The 19203-nt window shown below is 54.1% G+C and carries 17 protein-coding genes; 7 read left to right on the forward strand and 10 right to left on the reverse strand.

What is annotated here, in order from left to right; all coding sequences use genetic code 11:
* Positions 1-73 precede the first annotated feature (73 nt).
* Positions 74-895, reverse strand: coding sequence for a protein bax (locus LZ634_RS01110; protein ID WP_234501905.1), 822 nt, complete (start codon positions 893-895; stop codon positions 74-76).
* A 309-nt stretch (positions 896-1204) separates the two neighbouring features.
* On the opposite strand from LZ634_RS01110, the gene LZ634_RS01115 reads away from it, so the two are divergent.
* The 4 genes from LZ634_RS01115 (at position 1205) to LZ634_RS01130 (ending at position 7947) form a co-directional block, all read left to right on the forward strand.
* The gene (locus tag LZ634_RS01115) at positions 1205-3241 is read left to right on the forward strand and encodes an alpha-amylase (RefSeq protein ID WP_234501906.1); all 2037 of its coding nucleotides are present in this window, start codon (positions 1205-1207) and stop codon (positions 3239-3241) included.
* Positions 3242-3414: 173 nt separating this feature from the next.
* Positions 3415-4668 carry a valine--pyruvate transaminase gene (gene avtA / locus LZ634_RS01120; RefSeq protein ID WP_234501907.1) on the forward strand — a complete coding sequence of 418 codons (1254 nt, stop codon included), beginning with the start codon at positions 3415-3417 and terminating at the stop codon, positions 4666-4668.
* A 360-nt stretch (positions 4669-5028) separates the two neighbouring features.
* Positions 5029-6126 (forward strand): collagen-like triple helix repeat-containing protein, encoded by a 1098-nt coding sequence (locus LZ634_RS01125; RefSeq protein WP_234501908.1) that lies wholly within the window; start codon positions 5029-5031, stop codon positions 6124-6126.
* A gap of 105 nt (positions 6127-6231) precedes the next feature.
* Entirely contained in the window at positions 6232-7947 is a 1716-nt protein-coding gene (locus tag LZ634_RS01130) for a ShlB/FhaC/HecB family hemolysin secretion/activation protein (protein WP_234501909.1), read from the forward strand.
* Here LZ634_RS01130 and LZ634_RS01135 read toward each other — a convergent pair.
* Complete coding sequence (locus LZ634_RS01135) at positions 7939-8400, reverse strand: 4Fe-4S dicluster domain-containing protein (protein ID WP_234501910.1); 462 nt, start codon at positions 8398-8400, stop codon at positions 7939-7941. The genes LZ634_RS01130 and LZ634_RS01135 overlap by 9 nt on opposite strands.
* 259 nt (positions 8401-8659) lie before the next feature.
* On the opposite strand from LZ634_RS01135, the gene LZ634_RS01140 reads away from it, so the two are divergent.
* Positions 8660-8971, forward strand: coding sequence for a hypothetical protein (locus LZ634_RS01140; RefSeq protein ID WP_234501911.1), 312 nt, complete (start codon positions 8660-8662; stop codon positions 8969-8971).
* A 44-nt stretch (positions 8972-9015) separates the two neighbouring features.
* Here LZ634_RS01140 and aldB read toward each other — a convergent pair whose 3' ends face one another.
* Positions 9016-10554, reverse strand: a complete 1539-nt coding sequence (gene aldB, locus LZ634_RS01145; protein ID WP_234501912.1) for an aldehyde dehydrogenase AldB — start codon at positions 10552-10554, stop codon at positions 9016-9018.
* Between the two features lie 119 nt (positions 10555-10673).
* Here aldB and LZ634_RS01150 point away from each other — a divergent pair, with 119 nt between their 5' ends.
* Entirely contained in the window at positions 10674-11129 is a 456-nt protein-coding gene (locus LZ634_RS01150; RefSeq protein WP_234501913.1) for a glyoxalase, read from the forward strand.
* Between the two features lie 68 nt (positions 11130-11197).
* Here the strand turns inward: LZ634_RS01150 and yiaY are convergent, their stop codons facing one another.
* The 7 genes from yiaY to LZ634_RS01185 all read right to left on the reverse strand — a co-directional run bounded on the left by yiaY (position 11198) and on the right by LZ634_RS01185 (position 18468).
* Entirely contained in the window at positions 11198-12349 is a 1152-nt protein-coding gene (yiaY, locus tag LZ634_RS01155; protein WP_234501914.1) for an L-threonine dehydrogenase, read from the reverse strand.
* Between the two features lie 184 nt (positions 12350-12533).
* On the reverse strand, positions 12534-14384 hold the full coding sequence (gene selB, locus LZ634_RS01160; RefSeq protein WP_234501915.1) for a selenocysteine-specific translation elongation factor: 1851 nt from the start codon (positions 14382-14384) through the stop codon (positions 12534-12536).
* Positions 14381-15772 (reverse strand): L-seryl-tRNA(Sec) selenium transferase, encoded by a 1392-nt coding sequence (selA, locus tag LZ634_RS01165; RefSeq protein ID WP_234501916.1) that lies wholly within the window; start codon positions 15770-15772, stop codon positions 14381-14383. The genes selB and selA overlap by 4 nt, the downstream gene beginning before the upstream one ends.
* Positions 15773-15869: 97 nt before the next feature.
* Positions 15870-16478, reverse strand: coding sequence for a glutathione S-transferase (locus LZ634_RS01170; protein WP_234501917.1), 609 nt, complete (start codon positions 16476-16478; stop codon positions 15870-15872).
* A 74-nt stretch (positions 16479-16552) separates the two neighbouring features.
* Positions 16553-17689 carry an HlyD family secretion protein gene (locus LZ634_RS01175; protein WP_234501918.1) on the reverse strand — a complete coding sequence of 379 codons (1137 nt, stop codon included), beginning with the start codon at positions 17687-17689 and terminating at the stop codon, positions 16553-16555.
* Positions 17690-17691: 2 nt separating this feature from the next.
* On the reverse strand, positions 17692-18060 hold the full coding sequence (locus tag LZ634_RS01180) for a DUF3302 domain-containing protein (RefSeq protein ID WP_234501919.1): 369 nt from the start codon (positions 18058-18060) through the stop codon (positions 17692-17694).
* 198 nt (positions 18061-18258) lie between these two features.
* Positions 18259-18468 carry a hypothetical protein gene (locus LZ634_RS01185; protein WP_234501920.1) on the reverse strand — a complete coding sequence of 70 codons (210 nt, stop codon included), beginning with the start codon at positions 18466-18468 and terminating at the stop codon, positions 18259-18261.
* A 274-nt stretch (positions 18469-18742) separates the two neighbouring features.
* Here LZ634_RS01185 and LZ634_RS01190 point away from each other — a divergent pair, with 274 nt between their 5' ends.
* The gene (locus tag LZ634_RS01190) at positions 18743-19105 is read left to right on the forward strand and encodes a YibL family ribosome-associated protein (protein ID WP_234501921.1); all 363 of its coding nucleotides are present in this window, start codon (positions 18743-18745) and stop codon (positions 19103-19105) included.
* The last annotated feature ends 98 nt before the right edge of the window (positions 19106-19203 follow it).

A 19203-nucleotide genomic window follows, 5' to 3' on the forward strand; every position in this document is an offset into this window, starting at 1 on the left:
TGGATTCAGGACCGGTCAACGGATAAAAAAAAGCCTTCCATAAATGGAAGGCTTTTTTATGATTCAGGATCGATTACATGTGTGCGGCAATCAGGCGCTGGTTGTCCTGGTACATCGCGAACAGATAGTCGTTGTAGCTAGAACCTTTAGTCGAATACCCTTTCAGCTTATGAATCATCGCCGTGGCGGTGACTTCCTGATCCGTCTTACGCAGCTGTGCGCGTGATTTACGGAACGAGGCATAGGCCGGATGCGTGTTCAGGTTTCTTGCATACGCCTGCACGGACTCTTTAACTGACTCAAACTTGGTGTAGCCGTTAACTGAACCCGCGCCATTTTTACAACCTTTACCGCATTTCATGCCGAACAGGTTGTTGTTGCTACGCGCCAGTTTAGAGGTACCCCAGCCGCTTTCTGCTGCAGCCATGGTTGCCACCATGCTGCCCGGGATAATATCCACGCGCTCAAGCAGAGAGTTCCACGGCACCTTACGAGTGTTGCCGTTCCAGCTAATTTTGTAGCGAGCGGCAATGTCTTTCAGACGCGCACGCTCAGACGGCGACCAACGGCCTTCGTACTGTTTGGAAACCAACCAGTTACGATCCGCCGTGATGGCAGCATTTTGACTCGTGATATAAGGCATTACCGTCCGGAGAAACGCTCTTTTCCTTGGTGTCCCGGAAGGGTATTTTCGCAAATCAGGAAGTGAACTGCTCTTTACACTATTGCGAGAATACTCTTGCTTACTGCTGGCCTTACTAAAACTTGTCTTTGTTACCGAGGCTTTCTGATGCTTTGTTACCGTGTGTGTTTTTGCGAACACCCCACCTGAAAATGTGCAGATGAGTAACATTAGTATCGCGGCCCCATATCGTCGAATGGGTGTCGATATCATTAGGTCTCCTGGTCGGATGCAATCATTCCAACGCCTTCTTATTTCATAAAATTGAGAGCTGAATCTCAAATTATAGCAAAAATAGCCCGTAAACGCACGTACAAGAAATAGTCCGATTCCGAAACGGTCTCACGGACGCGATTCAGCATATGACAATTTACACAGGTAAAATGCCGGGCAGCTCTCATTTTAGTTCATTTTTTGACCTTCATCACTCAGCCCTTTCCCTCCTCCTGATTCAGGGATGAGCCCAGCGTAGCCAGCGGCTGGCACACTACGAAAAAACACCTTCAGGCACAGGATATTGGAATGAAACTCGCCGCAATCCTACCGTTACTGTTCCCCGCCTTCGCCAGCGCCGCAAGCTGGACGATGGATGACTTCCCTGCCTTTTCCGCCGACGGGACGGGAAAATTCAGCAGCCAAAAAACACTCACGAAGGGTACTCGCCCTCTCAAACTGAATTTTGACCGCAAGTGCTGGCAGCCCACTTCCGCCATTCGGCTCAATCAGATGCTCTCTCTGGAGCCCTGCCGGGGGGATGCTCCCCAGTGGCGACTGTTCCGCGATGGCGTGTATACGCTGGAAGTGGACACCCGATCCGGTACACCAACGCTGACGATTGCGGTCAAAAGCGCCGCCGAGAGCAACGTCGAACAGGTCAACGTCCGCCAGTGCCCTCGCTGGGATGGAAAACCGCTGACGCTGGATGTCGCCAAAACATTTGCGGAGGGTAGTACCGTCCGCGATTTCTACAGCGGACAAACGGCGGTGGTGCAACAAGGAAAAATCACGCTCCAGCCTGCCGACGGCAGTAATGGCCTGTTGTTGCTTGAAAGTGCAGACGTAACTCAGAGTGCACCGTTTAGCTGGCATAACGCGACGGTTTACTTCGTACTGACCGACCGCTTTGTCAACGGCGACCCCAGCAACGACAACAGCTATGGGCGGCATAAAGACGGTATGCAGGAAATTGGCACCTTCCACGGTGGCGACCTTAAAGGGTTAACCAGCAAGCTGGATTATCTCCAGCAGCTCGGTGTCAATGCGCTGTGGATAAGCTCCCCGCTTGAGCAAATCCACGGCTGGGTCGGCGGCGGCACCAAAGGTGACTTCCCTCATTATGCCTATCATGGTTACTACACCCAGGACTGGACACGGCTTGATGCCAATATGGGCACCGAGGACGACCTGCGCGCGCTGGTCGATGGAGCCCACCAGCGTGGCATTCGCGTTCTGTTTGATGTCGTCATGAATCACACCGGTTACGCCACGCTTGCCGACATGCAGCAATATCAGTTTGGCGCGCTGTACCTTCAAGGCGATGAGATAAGAAAAACGCTAGGCCAGCACTGGACCGACTGGAAGCCCGGCCCGGGGCAAACCTGGCACAGCTTTAACGACTACATCAATTTCAGCGATAAAGCCGGATGGGAGAAATGGTGGGGCAAAGCGTGGATCCGTACCGACATTGGCGATTATGACAATCCCGGCTTTGACGATCTGACCATGTCGCTGGCGTTCTTACCCGATCTGAAAACCGAGTCCACCACGCCGGCCGGGCTACCCAATTTCTATCGTCACAAACCGGATACTCATGCCAAAGCTATCGACGGCTACACGCCGCGCGACTACCTCACCCACTGGCTCAGCCAATGGGTGCGCGATTACGGCATTGATGGTTTTCGCGTCGATACCGCCAAACATGTTGAAATGGCGGGATGGCAGCAGTTGAAAACACAGTCTATTGAAGCGCTCGCCGCATGGAAAAAAGCCAACCCGCAAAAGGCGCTGGATGACGCGCCATTCTGGATGACGGGCGAGGCCTGGGGTCATGGTGTAATGGAGAGCGAATATTACCGCCATGGCTTTGACGCCATGATTAACTTTGATTACCAGGATCATGCGACGAAAGCCGCAAGTTGTCTGGCGAATATCGATCCCACCTGGCAGCAAATGGCCGACAAACTACAGCACTTTAATGTCCTGAGCTATTTGTCATCCCACGATACCCGTCTGTTCCGCGAGAACGGCAGTCACGCCGCCGAACTGTTGTTGCTGACTCCAGGCACGGTGCAAATTTTCTACGGCGATGAGTCCAACCGTCCGTTTGGCCCAACCGGCTCTGACCCACTACAGGGCACGCGTTCGCAGATGAACTGGCAGGATATTGCAGGCAAGTCTGCCGAGACGGTTGGACACTGGCAGAAATTGGGGCAATTCCGCGCTCGTCATTCTGCCGTTGGCATGGGTAAACAGACGACGCTCTCGTTACCCCAGGGCTACGGTTTTGTCCGTGAAAATGGGCAGGACAAAGTGATGGTGGTTTGGGCCGGTAATCACTGATTTATACTTCACATAACCCTGCGCCTCAGGCGCAGGGTTATCAGAATAAAATACCGTCCAATAGTTAAAGTAACGCGTTATACGCTACACAAGCCTACGGAGGGCCATTTGCACCACATCGTGAGTGGCGTTATCGTTACCCACTTCACAGAACAAGCAATAGAAAATCAGCTATGACATTCTCACTTTTCGGCGACAAGTTTACCCGCCATACAGGCATCGCCCGCCTGATGGAAGACCTCAACGACGGTTTACGCACCCCTGGCGCTATCATGCTCGGCGGCGGTAATCCGGCGCAGATCCCAGAGATGAATTCATACTTCACGAATCTCCTGGCTGAGATGCTGGAAAGCGGCAAACTCTCTGAAGCACTTTGTAATTATGATGGCCCGCAGGGGAAGAATGATCTGCTGGTTGCCCTCGCCGATATGCTGCGTAATGAATTAGGTTGGGAGATTGGCCCACAGAATATTGCACTGACAAATGGCAGCCAAAGCGCATTTTTCTACTTGTTTAATCTGTTTGCCGGGCGTCGCGCGGATGGCACGACCCGCAAGGTGCTTTTCCCTCTGACACCAGAGTATATCGGCTACGCGGATTCGGGACTCGAAGACGACCTCTTCGTTTCCACCCGTCCTCATATTGAGTTGCTTCCTGAAGGGCAGTTTAAGTACCACGTCGATTTCGATAATTTGCCGATTGGTGAAGACACCGGGATGATTTGCGTCTCGCGCCCAACCAACCCAACGGGTAACGTCATCACCGATGACGAAGTGAAACAGCTGGATGCGTTAGCGACCCACCACGGCATACCGTTGGTTATCGACAACGCCTATGGCGTTCCCTTTCCGGGAATTATCTTCAGCGAAGCCACGCCGCTGTGGAATCCAAACACCGTACTGTGCATGAGTCTGTCCAAACTTGGCCTGCCGGGCAGTCGCTGCGGGATTATTATCGCCAACGAGGAGATTATTACCGCCATCAGCAACATGAACGGCATTATCAGCCTTGCCCCCGGCGGAGTTGGGCCTGCCATCATGTGCGAAATGATCAAGCGCAAGGAGCTGCTGCACTTATCTGAAACGGTGATCAAACCGTTTTACTACCAGCGGGTACAGGAAACGATCGCGACGATTCGCCGCTATCTGCCCGAAGAGCGCTGCCTCATCCATAAACCGGAAGGGGCTATTTTCCTGTGGCTGTGGTTTAAAGATTTGCCCATTACCACTGAAGAACTGTATCAGCGGTTGAAAAAACGCGGCGTTCTGATGGTCCCTGGCGACTTATTCTTCCCGGGCCTGGATAAACCCTGGGAGCATACTCATCAATGTATGCGTATGAACTATGTTCCGGAACCAGAAAAAATAGAAGCAGGGATTAAGATCCTTGCCGAAGAAATTGAAATAGCCTGGAACGAAAGCCTGTAATATAGGATATATCAGTCTCTAATTATAGAGGCTGATATTTTCTGTGATCCCGGTTGTTATTTAGTAAATATCAACGCTAAAGTTCAACGCCCTCCCCCACTCGGATTACTCCCAATTTATTATTCCATTTAACTTCCGCTAAACAATCACCCCCATTATTTATTCCGGCTTACTATGTTAAAAACGGAGTAACAGCATGTTTCATAACGGCATATTATTTTACATAGCAGACTTGGTTTATTCCTAAGTTAAATCGGATTTTTCAAACTTTCGTATGAAAAAAAACACCCCGTGCAAGGCTTATTTTTCTACTTACACTGACTAATACGCACTCGGCGTTTTAACTGGTGGAGAAGAATCATGACTTCTAATAACGTTAGCCACTTAAGCATTATTGCAGTGGCAGTACTGATTGCATTCTCACTCTCTGCCTGTAGCGGTAGCGGCGGAGGTTCTCATTCAACGGCTAAAAATGGCACTACCCAGGGCGGGGGTGGCGGTACAGGCGGTGGTGGTGGCGGTACAGGTGGCGGCGGTACTGGCGGTGGCGGCACCGGCGGCGGGTCAACCGCCAGCAACGCAGGAAATAACATCCTCGGCGATGCGGGTGAAGCGGTCTCTGGCGTAGGTGACACGCTGGGCGGTCTGGGTAGCCAGCTGGCAACGAGCACCGGCAACAACCCGGTGACCTCCACCATTTCAACCACCGTAAGCGGTGTGGGTAACGCCGTCGACACGCTGGGAACCGGCGTCACGAACGGCGTGGGTAATTCATCCAATGCCAACGGCGTCGGGACAACGCTTCAGGGAACGACCAGCACCGTCACCGTATTAGGCAATACCGTGTCCGGCGTGGGAAGTAACCTATCAACCAGCACATCGGGAACACCGGTCGCAGGGGTGACAGGCGTTGTAGGTAATGTCGTCAACAGCGCGGGCCAGATTGTCAGCAGTACCGGCAGCGGATTGACCAGCACGCTGCAAAGCCCTGGTGCGACAGCTGCAACAACGGGCGTCACCTCAGTGGTCAACAATACGCTGGGCGGCGTACAGGGCGTGACGCAAGGCGTCGGCTCGGCCACCGGTCTTGGTACCCCGGTTAATGGCCTGCTGACACAAGTGGGCACCTCCGTTAGCGGCGTGGGCAACCAGGTCGGAACATCATCCCCAGCCTTGGGCGGCGTAGGGCAGGTGGTCTCCAGCGTCGGCAATATCGTCACCGATGCAGGCGGTCTGGTGAAACCTACCGGCACACAAACGGGCAGCGGCGGCCTGCTGGCGAGCAACTCTCTTGGCTCAACGCTTAACACCACCGTAAGCTCACTGACCGGCAGTCTTAACGTCAGCACATCAGCCAGCGCGAGTGCCAGCGGTAGCGCAACTGGCAGCAGCACAACAACAACCAGTCCTGTTGGTGGATTATCTGGTTTGCTCGGCGGGTTAAGCGGTAAAAAATAAGCTATATATTTATTAATGCTTTCCGTGCCCCCGCAATGGGGGCACGTTTTTTAAGCAGCATAACAAGAATCATCCTTGCACAATAAAATACACAAGGAATGCGTCATGAAAACTACCCTGGTTTATGCGCTATCGGGGGTCGTTCTGCTTAATATAGCCAGAGCCGACACATTACCCGCGTTAATTGACCCGAATAACCCCGCTAAAGCGGAACGTAACAGCACTCCGCAAACGCCCCCTGCCGCCACCCCAAGTTTAACCGTCAGCGTTCCCAAAAATAAATTAACCCCTGAAACGTTGATTAAAGTTGATCATATTCAATTTATTGGCGGTACGGTTTATCCGTTAAAAGAGTTATTACAACCTTTTGCTCCTTACGCGCATAAACAGGTTCCTTTAAAAACAATCATTGGGATCGTTAACGATATTACATTGCGTTATCGAGCCGATGGCTACCCGCTCTCTTATGCCTGGCTGCCGGATAACAATTACCAGGACGGTACTATCAAGATAGTGTTGGTCGAAGGTTACGTCGCCCACAGCGATATTCAAAGTAACAATCCCAATATTGCGGAACGCTTAAAGCGATTAGCCGCCAAAATCATGGCAGAGAAGCCGCTGACCCAAGCCACCTTTGACCGCTATACCCAGCTGATGACGCGCACCCCTGGCGTCACCGTCGATGCCAACGCGCAGCTACCGCAGAATATTTATGGCGCCGCTGCTATGCAGGCCAAAAGCATCCAGCCGCATATCTGGGACATCTCATCAACGCTCGACACCCGCCGCAACCAGAATATGGCATTCGTCAACGGCTCGCTGAGTAACCTCACCAGCTATGGCGATCAGTTGGGCATTGCGACCCTTATCCCGCTGGATAGCTCGACGCGTAAATCATACCTGGGGATGAACTACCAACAGTTCCTGAGCGATGAGGGGCTGATGATGCAGCTAAAAGGCAGTTTTTATCGTGATAATCCGCGCGACTACTCGCGGTTACTGACCTTCACCGACGGTTATCTTGATTCCCGCCAGAAAACCACCCAATACAATGGTGGCGCAACCTTCAGCTATCCGGTTGTCCTCACCGGCAAACAGCAGTTCAACATTAACGGTGGGATGGATTACACCGACAGACGCAACGATAACAACATCCGCGCAATTTTGAACGATGAAACGCTGGGGGATGCGACGCAAAAAACGCATGTCCGTTACCCGGCACTTGAATTCGGTATGAATGGTTTCCAGGCATTTGAGCGGGCCAGCATTAACGGTAAATTGACGTTACGTCAGGGTATTAACGCGGGCTCGTTAGCCGACTCGGCCCCCATCCAGGGCAACAATCTATCGTTTACGTTGTGGAAAAGTAATATCGACGCGGCCTGGATGGTAACCGATACCTGGCGCCTGTCGACATCAATGGAAGGGGATTGGTCAGACAACGATCTACCGGAACCTGAACGCGTGAGCTTCGGTGCCCAACGTTTTGGTCGCGGCTACCAGGACGGTGAGGCCAGCGGCGATTATGGCTACGGCGGGCAGGTCGAAGTGCGTTATCTGCACCAGCGTAAGGAGAGTACCTGGATTGCCACCGTTCAGCCTTACGTTCTGGCCGATACCGCGCAGACCTGGTTCAACACCCAGGGGCTGCCTCATCAACGGCTGGCATCCGTGGCCACCGGTGTGATGTTTGGCGATAACAAACACTACAGCCTGACGGTCGAAGCGGCGCGCCCGGTCGGTGATTTACCGACCGATAGCCATAAGCGCGACTGGCGCTATAGCCTGACGCTAAGCTGGAACTTCAACAACCTACATTAGTTTCGGCGTAGCAGCCTGCCCAACATCGACACAGGCCAGCGCCTGCGTTGGGCAAGCTGCCACGCAGGCGGGGCCTTCTTCGCGATGGCGGCATAAATCACACTTGATAGCCTGTGGTCGCGACTGCTGCACGGCCACGGTCATCGCGCCAAACGGGCATGCCAGCATACAGCTCTTACAGCCGATACAACGCGACTGCTCAACCCGAACGTAGCCGGTTTCCCGGGTAATCGCACCGGTTGGACAGACGTTGCTACACGGCGCATCTTCACAATGATGGCAGGTTACCGCGGTTGAAAAGGTATCGCCCTTCACCACCCGTATACGCGGAAGGAAAGCATCCCGCGATACGCTGGCGCACGCTTGCTGCGCCTGATGAGCCACCACGCAGGCCACTTCACAGGTACGACAGCCAATGCACTTCATTGAATCAGCGACAATAAACGGGTTCATTCTCCACTCCGCTGTGGACGATAAACCCTAAGAGTGCCAGAGCAAGCCGCCGCGCTGCTTTGATCCGACATGGGTGAGGAGCACTTTTTGTAATATGTCAGAACTCATTCAGTCATTTGCCTCAGGCCGAGTTGATATGTTCCTTACAGTAACGCCGCTTCCACGCGGCGGGCGTCAGCCCGGCAGGTTCCTCTTGCCGGGCCAAAAAGATTCCGCCATGATGCCAACAGAGAGTTAACCATCACCATGAGGAATCAGTATGAGCAAGGATGTCCCGCCAGTCGTCAGTATTAAACGCGTCAAAGCCTCCGTCATCTACCGCCTGATGCTTATCGGCCTTGCGGTGCCGATGCTGATTTTTAGCTTATTTTGCGGCGTGATGGGGATTTTCGGTTACGACATGGTGAAGTGGAACGACGAGTCCATCCACGGCATTCTTGCCCTGCCGGTGGCGCTGTTTAGCGGCCTGATGGTTACGGTATTCTTTACGGCATTCCTGGGTTCCATCATCTGCCTCGGCCTGTGGATTTACAGCCGCTTCCGGCCGCTGCAGGTCAAAACATTTGATTAAATAACAGGCCCGGCGAGCACAGCGCAACCGGGCCTGTCACTACCTTAGAACAGTCCCAACGGTTTATCCGAATAGCTCACCAGCAGACATTTCGTCTGTTGGTAATGTTCCAGCATCATTTTGTGGGTTTCGCGCCCAATACCGGACTGCTTATAGCCGCCAAACGCCGCATGCGCGGGGTATGCGTGATAGCAGTTGGTCCACACGCGCCCGGCCTGAATGCCACGCCCCATTTTATATGCCAGATTACCATTACGACTCCACACGCCCGCCCCCAGGCCATATTGCGTATCGTTGGCCAGCGCCAGCGCTTCCTCCACGGTTTTGAAGGTCGTTACCGCCAGCACTGGGCCAAAGATTTCTTCCTGGAAAACGCGCATGTTGTTTTGACCAAACAGGATAGTCGGCTCAAGGTAATAGCCGTCCTTCAGCTCGCCTTCCAGATGCTTGCGCCGCCCGCCGGTCAACACATCCGCGCCTTCTTTTTTACCAATATCAATGTAGTTGAGGATGGTTTCCATCTGCCCTTGTGAGACCTGAGCGCCCATTTGCGTTACCGCATCCAACGGGTTCCCGCTGCGAATACGCTCGACGCGACGAATGGCTCGTTCCATAAAGCGCTCATAGATGGATTCATGTACCAGCGCCCGGCTTGGGCAGGTGCACACTTCCCCCTGGTTAAACGCAAACAGGGCAAAGCCTTCCAGCGCTTTATCAAAGAAAGTATCTTCCTCGTCCATGACGTCGGCGAAGAAAATGTTTGGCGATTTACCGCCCAGCTCCAGGGTCACCGGAATGATGTTTTGCGTGGCGTACTGCATGATTTGCTGGCCGACTTCCGTTGAGCCGGTAAAGGCGACTTTGGCGATCCGTTTGGAGGTCGCCAGATATTCACCAATTTCGCCACCCGCCCCGTTCACCACGTTAATCACGCCAGGCGGCAGCAGGTCACCAATAATCTCCATAAGCAGCAGTACGGACAGCGGCGTCAACCGCGCCGGTTTGAGCACAATGCAGTTACCCGCAGCCAGCGCAGGGGCCATTTTCCAGCTCGCCATCAGCAGCGGGAAGTTCCACGGGATAATTTGCGCCACCACGCCCAGCGGTTCATGGAAGTGATAAGCCACGGTGTCTTTGTCGACCTCGCTGATACCGCCCTCCTGCGCGCGAATACAGGACGCAAAGTAGCGGAAATGGTCGATGGCCAGCGGCACATCTGCGCCGTTGGTTTCACGGATCGGTTTGCCGTTATCCCAGGTTTCGGCCGTGGCCAACAGCTCCAGGTTTTGTTCCATGCGATCGGCAATTTTCAGCAGGACCGCTGCTCGATCCTGTACGGAAGTTTGCGCCCATTTATCCTTTGCGCGATGCGCGGCATCCAGCGCTAAGTCGATATCGCGCGTCCCTGACGAAGCCACTTCACATAAAAGCTGGCCGGTGACTGGTGTGAGGTTTTTATAGTATTCACCATCAGCCGGAGCGACCCACTCTCCGCCGATAAAGTTGTCGTAGCGTGCTTTCAATTTAAAGGGGAAACCATATTCGCCGGGCTGGATACGTGATGAAGGGGGGTTATTGGTCATGACCATCTCCTTGCTGTGGGAATACTACAAAGGTAGACTGGCCTGGCGAAATATTCGCCAGCAGGTTACAGCTTTACGACTGCGGTCACGTTATCCGCAGCGCCTTTCAAGGAGACATAATGGAACACCAGATCCCCGGCGTTGATGTGTTATTTGTGGCCGGTTTTGGCCCTATCACGCGCAGCACGGATTCCAGCACAGCGTTTTATCAGACCGCGTTAGGCCTACCGCTCAAAGCGATGGAGGGAAACGAGGAATACCTGCTGACAGACGTTGACCAACTAAAGGGCGTGAAACATTTTGCACTCTGGCCGCTGTCACAGGCAGCAACCTCGTGCTTTGGTCAGGAACAATGGCCCGCTGACCTGCCTATCCCCCAGGCGTGGATTGAGTTTGAAGTCCGTGATATTGCAGTCGCCACGCAGGCGCTGCTCACTCAGGGCTACACATTATTAATCGCTAACCGTATGGAACCGTGGGGACAATCGGTGACGCGCTTGCTAAGTCCTGAAGGTTTACTGACTGGGGTGACGATTACCCCGTGGCTGCGTGAGGGATTTGAGAATAGAGCGTGACGGAAACGTCATCTAATACGGCCTACAAAATCATACGATTCGTAGGCCGTGTCACTGTTCGCGGTTAATTACATCGCCGCGCGGAAAATGGCCATGATTTCGTCGTGCGTGGCCTGAATCGGGTTAGTAAAGCCGCAGGCATCTTTCAGCGCATTGGTCGCCAGAACAGGAATGTCCTCTTCTTTGACGTTCAGATCGCGCAGACCCGCCGGAATATTCACCTGACGCGCTAGTTTGCGAATGGCATCGATACAGGCCTGTGCGCCCTGCTCATTGCTCATTGCACTCACATCAATACCCATCGCCTGGCCGCAATCACGCAGACGCGCGGCCGCCACTTTGCTGTTGAACACCTGCACATGCGGCAGCAGAACGGCATTACATACGCCGTGCGGCAGATCGTAGAAACCACCCAGCTGGTGCGCCATCGCGTGGACATAACCCAGCGATGCGTTGTTGAACGCCATCCCCGCCAGGAACTGCGCGTAGGCCATCGCTTCGCGTGCTTCGCTGTTGCTGCCGTTTTCCACCGCCGTTGGCAGATTTTCGACAATCATGGTGATCGCTTTCAGCGCGCAGGCATCGGTAATCGGCGTCGCGGCAATAGACACATAGGCTTCAATGGCGTGGGTCAGCGCATCCATACCGGTCGCCGCGGTCAGCCCTTTCGGCATTCCTTCCATCAGGGAAGAGTCGTTGACGGACAGAACAGGCGTCACGTGCTTATCAACAATCGCCATTTTGATATGACGCGTCACGTCGGTGATGATGCAAAAACGGGTCATTTCAGACGCCGTACCCGCCGTGGTGTTGATGGCAATCATCGGCAGCTGTGGCTTGGCAGAGCGGTCAACGCCTTCATAATCGCGGATATGACCACCGTTCGCGGCAACCAGCGCGATACCTTTTGCACAGTCGTGCGGAGAACCGCCGCCTAATGAAATCACACAGTCACAGTGATGGGCGCGAAGCAGCTTCAGACCATCCTCTACGTTGACCGTGGTTGGGTTCGGGTGTGTTCCATCAAAAACGACGCTTTGAATATCATATTCCTGGAGGCGTTTTTGAATATCACCCGCAACGCCTAGCTTATTCAGAACTGCGTCGGTCACAATTAAGGCATGGCGATAGCCATATTCCTTCATTGTATTCATTGCATCATTTAATGCGCCATTACCGATAACATTCACTGATGGAATGAAGAAAGTGGATGCAGCCATGATAGTTCCTTTATTTAGTAAGCAGGCCACGAGAGTAGAGGAATAGTGGGTGTGAAAATATGATCATCATTGCATTTTCACCGTTCGGAAAAATAAAAAGCACGTCAGGTTAAGATTCCTAACGTGCTGATTATTAATTAATATGTTTTTTGTATTCAGAATGATATATTTTTCACATTAATTGTTAATTTTTATTATCCGGGAACAACAATGCATCGCGCAATAAATGATCATTTCCACGGCGACGCGTGAAACCAATACGGTTGAAATATTCCAGGATCTGAATGGCTAATTTACGGCCCACATTCAGTTTATCGCGGAAATCAGCCGCACAGGTCGAGCCTTTTTCCAGATCGAGTTCACGAATCATACTGGCAAAAGCGACAATACGGTCATTACGATAATAGCGATCTTTCACTATCGCGGTAATCATCCCCTGCTGCGCCGCCAGCCGCAGGACAACGCGCATGGTGTTCTCATCCGTTCCGGTCTGCGTCGCCAGATCTCGTACCCACCACGGTTCATCGCCAAACAGCGGCTCGGCTTTCAGCCAGATAGCCCGTTGTTCATCGGTCAAACCCGCTTTGTGATCCGGCAGATGCAGCCAGCCGTGGTGGCTGGCAATCGTACCGCTTTCGCGCATCCGCTCAATCAGCGTCAGTACCAGCGCCTCTTCTTCCATCGGCAGAGCGATACGGCGTAAGCGCTCGCGTCCTGGGCCCGGTTCGTCTTTATGCTGCTCGTGATAAACCGCCAGCGCGTCCAATAGCTTGCGCTGCCAGCGGGCCGCCAGCGGCGCATCCAGAAGGCTATCGCCGGCGAGAATAAAACCTGGCTGCGCAATCAACTGTTGCAGCCCCAAGGGGCTCAACTGGCGCGCCCAGCCAAATTCACCGAGCTTCACCGCATCACGGGAAAGATGTCCCGCCAGCGCCTGAGCATCATCCTTTGCCAGCGCCAGCGCGGCAATCCACGCCAGATATTCCGCCTTGCGTTTGCCACGCCGCGGTGAATTCAGCGTCACCACCCGAGCACCCGCCAGCGTGACTTTGGCCGAAATATCGCGCAGCACCAGGCGGTCGTTATCGGCCAGCCACAGCGGCGCATCGAGCACCAGCTCCGCCAGATTATTTTCCAGCAGCGAAACGCGTCCAGTGATATGACTCGCCGCATGGTGGATATGCAGCGGCTGCCATTGGCTAAGCGGGGTGTGGCTTTGCAGTTCGACAATCACCCGTTCGGACGGCGCTGGCGGCTCTTCCGAAAGCAACCAATCGCCCCGGCTCAGGTCGTCCTTTTCCGCCGCGCCGACGATATTGAGCGCAATACGCTGCCCGCCGTGCGCCTGTTCTACCGGCTGGTTCTGCGCATGCAGACCACGCACGCGCATTGGCGTGTTCTTACCGGTCAACCATAGCGTATCGCCGATGCGGACATCGCCCGACAGCGCCGTACCGGTCACCACTAAACCTGCTCCTTTGACGGTAAACGCGCGGTCAATCGCCAGGCGGAAACGCTGATGCGTTAGGTGTTCGCGAGCGGAAAGCTGGCGTAAATGGTCGCGCAGCGCTTCAATACCGATATTTTCCGTCGCCGCCGTTTCAAACAAGGTCGCGTCGTCGAAGCCATACTCACGCAGAACATCGGTTATCTCACGGCGAACCTCATTGATGCGTTCAGCATCCACGCGGTCGGTTTTGGTGAGCGCTACGGTGAGCGTAGGGTTCCCCGTCAGCTGCAGGATCGCCAGATGTTCGCGCGTTTGCGCCATCACACCGTCATCACATGCCACCACCAGCAGGGCATGATCGATCCCCCCCACGCCCGCCAACATATTTGAGAGAAACTTTTCATGGCCTGGCACATCGATAAAACCCAGTACGCGTCCATCCGCCTGTGGCCAGTAGGCGTACCCTAAATCGATGGTCATGCCGCGGGATTTCTCTTCCGGCAGGCGATCGGCGTTAATACCGGTAATCGCCTGCAGCAGGGTGGTTTTGCCGTGGTCAACGTGCCCGGCGGTGGCAATAATCATTTCAACAACATCTCCAGAAAACGAGGTTCATCTTCAAGGCAGCGTAAATCCAGCCACAGACGACCATCATAAATTCGCCCGATAACCGGGATAGGCAGGCTGCGCCAGCGAGTTGACAGCACTTCCAGCTGGCTGCCCCGACCGTCATGAGGCGTCAGCGCGATTGCCGCGCTAGGCAGGCTTTCTGACGGCAGCGAGCCGCTGCCAATTTGCGACGCGCACGGCATCACCTGCACGGCAAATTCATCGCCATAGCGTGCAGCCAGCGGTTCACGTAAGCGTTCGGCCTGCCGCTGAATATCTTGCGCACTGCGGCTCAACAGCCGCAGCGTTGGCAGCTCAGCCGCGAGCTTTTCAGGATGCAGGTACAGCCGCAAAGTGGCTTCCAGCGCGGCGAGGGTCATTTTGTCTGCCCGCAGCGCACGCTTAAGCGGATGCTGCTGCAGCTGGGCAATCAACGCTTTTTTCCCGACGATAATGCCGGCCTGCGGGCCGCCCAGCAGTTTGTCACCGGAGAAGCTGACCAGGCTCACGCCGGCAGCAATCATCTCCTGCGGCATCGGTTCTTTCGGCAGGCCGTAGCGGCTGAGATCGATAAGTGAACCGCTGCCCAGATCGGCAACGACAGGCACATCCAGCTCGCGACCCATTTCCGCCAGCTCCGCTTCATCCACCGATTTGGTAAAACCTTCAATACTGTAGTTGCTGGTGTGCACCTTCATTAACAGGCCGGTGTTGTCATTCACCGCCTGGCGATAATCTTTGGCGTGGGTGCGGTTGGTGGTGCCCACTTCGTGCAGTACGCAGCCCGCCTGGCGCATGACATCGGGAATACGAAACGCGCCGCCAATCTCCACCAGCTCGCCGCGAGAAACGACCACCTCTTTGCCCGCCGCCGTCGCCGCCAGCATCAGCAGCACCGCGGCAGCGTTGTTATTCACAATACAAGCGTCTTCCGCACCGGTTAAGCGGCACAGCAGATCCGCCAGCGGCCGATCGCGGTGGCCGCGCCCCGCGCCGTCCAAATCGTATTCCAGCGTCACCGGGTCGCGCATCGCCTGCGTGACGGCCTCAATTGCCGACTGCGACTGCTGCGCGCGCCCCAGATTGGTGTGCAACACGGTCCCCGTCAGGTTAATCACCGGGCGCAGCGCGCTCTGGGCATCTTGCTGTAAACGGCTCGCTGTTTCCTGCGCCCAGTCCCCGCACCATGCGGGCAGCGTTTGCTGCTCGCGAATACTCAGACGCGCTTCTTCCAGCATCTGGCGGAGCAGTTCCACCACCTGAGAATGGCCATGAGCATCGAGTAGACGGGCGAACGCAGGATCGCGAAGTAAGCGGTCGGTTGCGGGGAGCTGACTGTAGAGCGAACGGTTTTCGGTAGTCATGGATAGGCCTGACGGTTAAATGTTACCCCTCCCGGCCGAGAGGGAGTCATAGAAAAGGATTGTACAATGTACAGCGGCTTAGCGTTATAGCGTTCAATCAAGCCTTTGGCGGTTCGGTGCGCGCAAAACTTTCGCGCAGGAAGAGCGTTTCCGCCAGTTTGACCAGGTTTGGGCGATCGACACACCAGCCGGGGGCGATGCGGCGGAAGTTGAGGTAGCCAATTGCGCAGGCAATGGCGATAGTCGCGAGATTCAGGGTATCAGGCTTCAGCGTACCGTCGGCAAGATAGCCTTCCAGTGCGTCGAGGCTACGGCTAATTTTCTGCCGCTGACGCAGTACTTCCGATTCGGACTGCTGCGCTGCTGGACGCGCCAGCTCGCGCACGGAAGCGAGGCCCGCATCCATAATGCCATCAGCCAGCGATTCAAGCTGGCGCACTTTGAGCGCGGCCAGAGGGTCGTGCGGCACCATATCCGGGGCGATGCCAAGCAGCTCGATGTATTGGGCGATAATCGGTGAATCAAACCAGCACTCACCGTCGTCTGTAACCAGAGCGGGAACTTTACCCAGGGGATTAAACTGGGCAACGCCATTTTCCACGCTGTAGGGTTGCTCGTTCACAAACTCAAACGCGATCCCCTTCTCCAGCAGCAGGATTGAGATTTTACGTACAAAAGGGCTGGTGTAGCTGCCGACCAATTTCATCTTTGTCTCCTTCGCGCCAACAAAGAGATCAGTATGGCTCAGGCCGCCGCATTCGCCCTCTGGTTTTTACCGGCCTAGTGATCCAGATAGAGATAATGCATCCAGCTGGTCATGCGCAGCAGCACCTTACGCATCACCGAAACGTGGGCGAAATGATCAGAGTAAACCGCCACCTGAGCGTAGATACCGTCCGGGAGCGCATCGACATCGGCATTTGGGTCCAAATCAATCAGCGCCAGAACGCCGTCGGTCCCCGGCACCACGGTTAACGACTGCAATGCCCCCTGTGCTTGATAGGAACCACCCGGAACAACCGGCAGAATACTCGACAGCTTGCCGTGGAAAACCTGCCCCGGCAGGGCGTTAAACACCACTTCCGCGTCATCACCAGCCTCAAGACGCAACAGCGAATTCTGGCGGAACTGGGCGACTATCTGCCGTTTCTGATCGGGAATGAAGACCATCACCGGACGCAGCGGCAACGCTGCGGCATAAGTGCCCGGACGAATAAGGACCTGGGTGACGTAGCCATCGCTCGGTGCACGGATAACGGTTTGGTCGAGGTTATACTTCGCCTCCGTTAACTGCGCCCTTAGGCTGACAATCTGCGACTGCTCGCCGTTGACCATGCTGTCTAACTGGCTTTGTATCTGCGCCTGTTCAGCCACGGAGCCTTTGACCATCGCATCCTGCGCCAGATAGTTTTGCCGCGCGTTATCAATATCGCTTTCTGAGAACGGATTGACCCGTGCCTGGCTGCCTTTTAAGTATCGCTGGTAATCTTTGTACAGGCGGTCTCGCTCCGCCGACACGCGGGTGGTGTTGGCCTGCGCCTCAGATAATTGGCCTTTCAGCGTCTGCACATTGTGCGTCGCCGTGATCAAATCCGCCTGTAGGCGATCGACCCGGACCTGATAGCGCGTGGGATCAATTTTAAACAGCACATCGCCCTTTTTAATAAGCTGATTATTTTTATCCGTCACTTCGCTCACCACGCCGGTGACCTGCGGCGTAATAGGAATAGAAATAACCGCTTTTTGCGCAGTAAACGTATAAGGGTGGTTGTAGTTCATTAATAAAATAAGCCCGCTAACCAAAAATATACCGCCCAGCGCAGCGGTAGCCAGCGTCCATTGGTTAACCGGAATACGGAATATTTTAAATATCGCCCACGCCAGCGCGACATAGGTCAAAACAATCAGCAGATCCATGATTATTGCTCCGGCGTGTGCGCGTCAGTTGAGGGACGAAGTTCCGCAATCTTTTGCTCCAGTTCAGCTACCCGGAGGGAGAGCTGCGTGAGCGTGTCATCCCCGCTGGGAGCTTGATCTGGTGGCTGAATGTGCGACTGCATTCCCCAACCGCGTTCAGGCTGGTAGAGCGTGGCCCAAATCCATAAGAATGGCCAAATCACGTGCAGGGTAAAAAGACTCACCCAGCCCGCGGTATGAATAGCATCCGCGTGAGGATGATTGCGCTTTTTCGCAATCGTATAGGGAATATCGTGAATCATGATGATTCCGTAAAACAGAACCAAAAAGACGAAGATCAGCACACCCAACGCAAAATAGTTTAGAAACATACTTGCCTCAGAATTACGCTAATAAGAGTTATAGACCGGAGGCAGCCGCACGCAATCCAGGCTGATAATAGTGAAGATAATGTGCGTTGGTGATTTTCGCCATCATACCGAAGGGGAATTTTTACTTCTGGAGACTGGCCGAAATAATTGCTGGCAACGCCGGGGAGGCGTTACCAGCAGGTGACGCTTTTCAGCGCATTATCTGTGATGGCTTTCCACTGGACGATACAAGTTACGGTAGTATTCCAGCCGGGACAGAAACATCTCCGTCTTGTCCTTGGGAATCTCTGAAGGGACCCGATCAGAATGCGGCCGCTTTTTTAGATACTCCATAAACGCCTGGCTGGAGGCCATGAAATCTACCGCTTTATCGATGATTTGCGGTACGTTCTCACCCATTTTGCTCATCGTGCGTCCTCCCTTTTTTAAGACCTTCTATTAAGAATGGATAATTGAGCCAAAAGGGTTGAGGAAAATGTGCGTATTTATGTCAGTAATTTTCAAAAAAGCGATCAAGTTAACCATTTCAAATAATGTAGATATTATTCAATCTCTTATGTAAATACCTTGCTGACTATAACGCAAAGAAACCACCTCATTTTGTATAATTAACTACCAGAAATGAGCGACAACGCGCATACTAGTGGCCATTACGTCTATTTTATTAACAGATATCAGCAACATGAAAGAAATCGAAAAGAACGAAATCAAACGCCTGAGCGACCTGCTTGACGCCATCCGCCACCAGCAGGCAGCGCTGTCTCTGGTCGACAGCGCGGAGAAATACGCCGAGCTGGAAAGCGAAAAAGAAAAGCTCGAAACCGAAATCGCTCGCCTGCGTGAAGTACATACGCAAAAGCTGAGCAAAGAAGCGCAAAAGCTGGCGAAATTGCCGTTCAGCCGCGCCATCACCAAAAAAGAACAAGCCAACATGGGCGCACTGAAAAAGAGCGTTCGTGGTTTAGTCGTTGTTCACCCCATGACCGCTCTGGGTCGTGAAATGGGTCTGCAGGTCATGACTGGGTTCGCTAAAAGCGAATTCTGATTCTCCCGCCCCCTGACCTTCTCCCACTCCGGGAGAAGGTTTGGTTTTCCGGCCCCCCGGGCCCGCCAAAGTGGCGCGACCCATGTACCAACCACATC

The sequence above is a fragment of the Kluyvera intermedia genome (assembly GCF_021440345.1).
GTDB lineage: Bacteria > Pseudomonadota > Gammaproteobacteria > Enterobacterales > Enterobacteriaceae > Kluyvera > Kluyvera intermedia_A.

Coding starts and splice junctions, on each gene's coding strand:
- LZ634_RS01190 (WP_234501921.1), top strand. CDS start 18,743: ATGAAAGAAATCGAAAAGAACGAAATCAAACGCCTGAGCGACCTGCTT.
- LZ634_RS01150 (WP_234501913.1), top strand. CDS start 10,674: ATGGAACACCAGATCCCCGGCGTTGATGTGTTATTTGTGGCCGGTTTT.
- LZ634_RS01140 (WP_234501911.1), top strand. CDS start 8,660: ATGAGCAAGGATGTCCCGCCAGTCGTCAGTATTAAACGCGTCAAAGCC.
- aldB (WP_234501912.1), bottom strand. CDS start 10,554: ATGACCAATAACCCCCCTTCATCACGTATCCAGCCCGGCGAATATGGT.
- LZ634_RS01135 (WP_234501910.1), bottom strand. CDS start 8,400: ATGAACCCGTTTATTGTCGCTGATTCAATGAAGTGCATTGGCTGTCGT.
- selA (WP_234501916.1), bottom strand. CDS start 15,772: ATGACTACCGAAAACCGTTCGCTCTACAGTCAGCTCCCCGCAACCGAC.
- yiaY (WP_234501914.1), bottom strand. CDS start 12,349: ATGGCTGCATCCACTTTCTTCATTCCATCAGTGAATGTTATCGGTAAT.
- LZ634_RS01115 (WP_234501906.1), top strand. CDS start 1,205: ATGAAACTCGCCGCAATCCTACCGTTACTGTTCCCCGCCTTCGCCAGC.
- avtA (WP_234501907.1), top strand. CDS start 3,415: ATGACATTCTCACTTTTCGGCGACAAGTTTACCCGCCATACAGGCATC.
- LZ634_RS01125 (WP_234501908.1), top strand. CDS start 5,029: ATGACTTCTAATAACGTTAGCCACTTAAGCATTATTGCAGTGGCAGTA.
- LZ634_RS01170 (WP_234501917.1), bottom strand. CDS start 16,478: ATGAAATTGGTCGGCAGCTACACCAGCCCTTTTGTACGTAAAATCTCA.
- LZ634_RS01185 (WP_234501920.1), bottom strand. CDS start 18,468: ATGAGCAAAATGGGTGAGAACGTACCGCAAATCATCGATAAAGCGGTA.
- LZ634_RS01180 (WP_234501919.1), bottom strand. CDS start 18,060: ATGTTTCTAAACTATTTTGCGTTGGGTGTGCTGATCTTCGTCTTTTTG.
- LZ634_RS01110 (WP_234501905.1), bottom strand. CDS start 895: ATGATATCGACACCCATTCGACGATATGGGGCCGCGATACTAATGTTA.
- LZ634_RS01130 (WP_234501909.1), top strand. CDS start 6,232: ATGAAAACTACCCTGGTTTATGCGCTATCGGGGGTCGTTCTGCTTAAT.
- LZ634_RS01175 (WP_234501918.1), bottom strand. CDS start 17,689: ATGGATCTGCTGATTGTTTTGACCTATGTCGCGCTGGCGTGGGCGATA.
- selB (WP_234501915.1), bottom strand. CDS start 14,384: ATGATTATTGCCACCGCCGGGCACGTTGACCACGGCAAAACCACCCTG.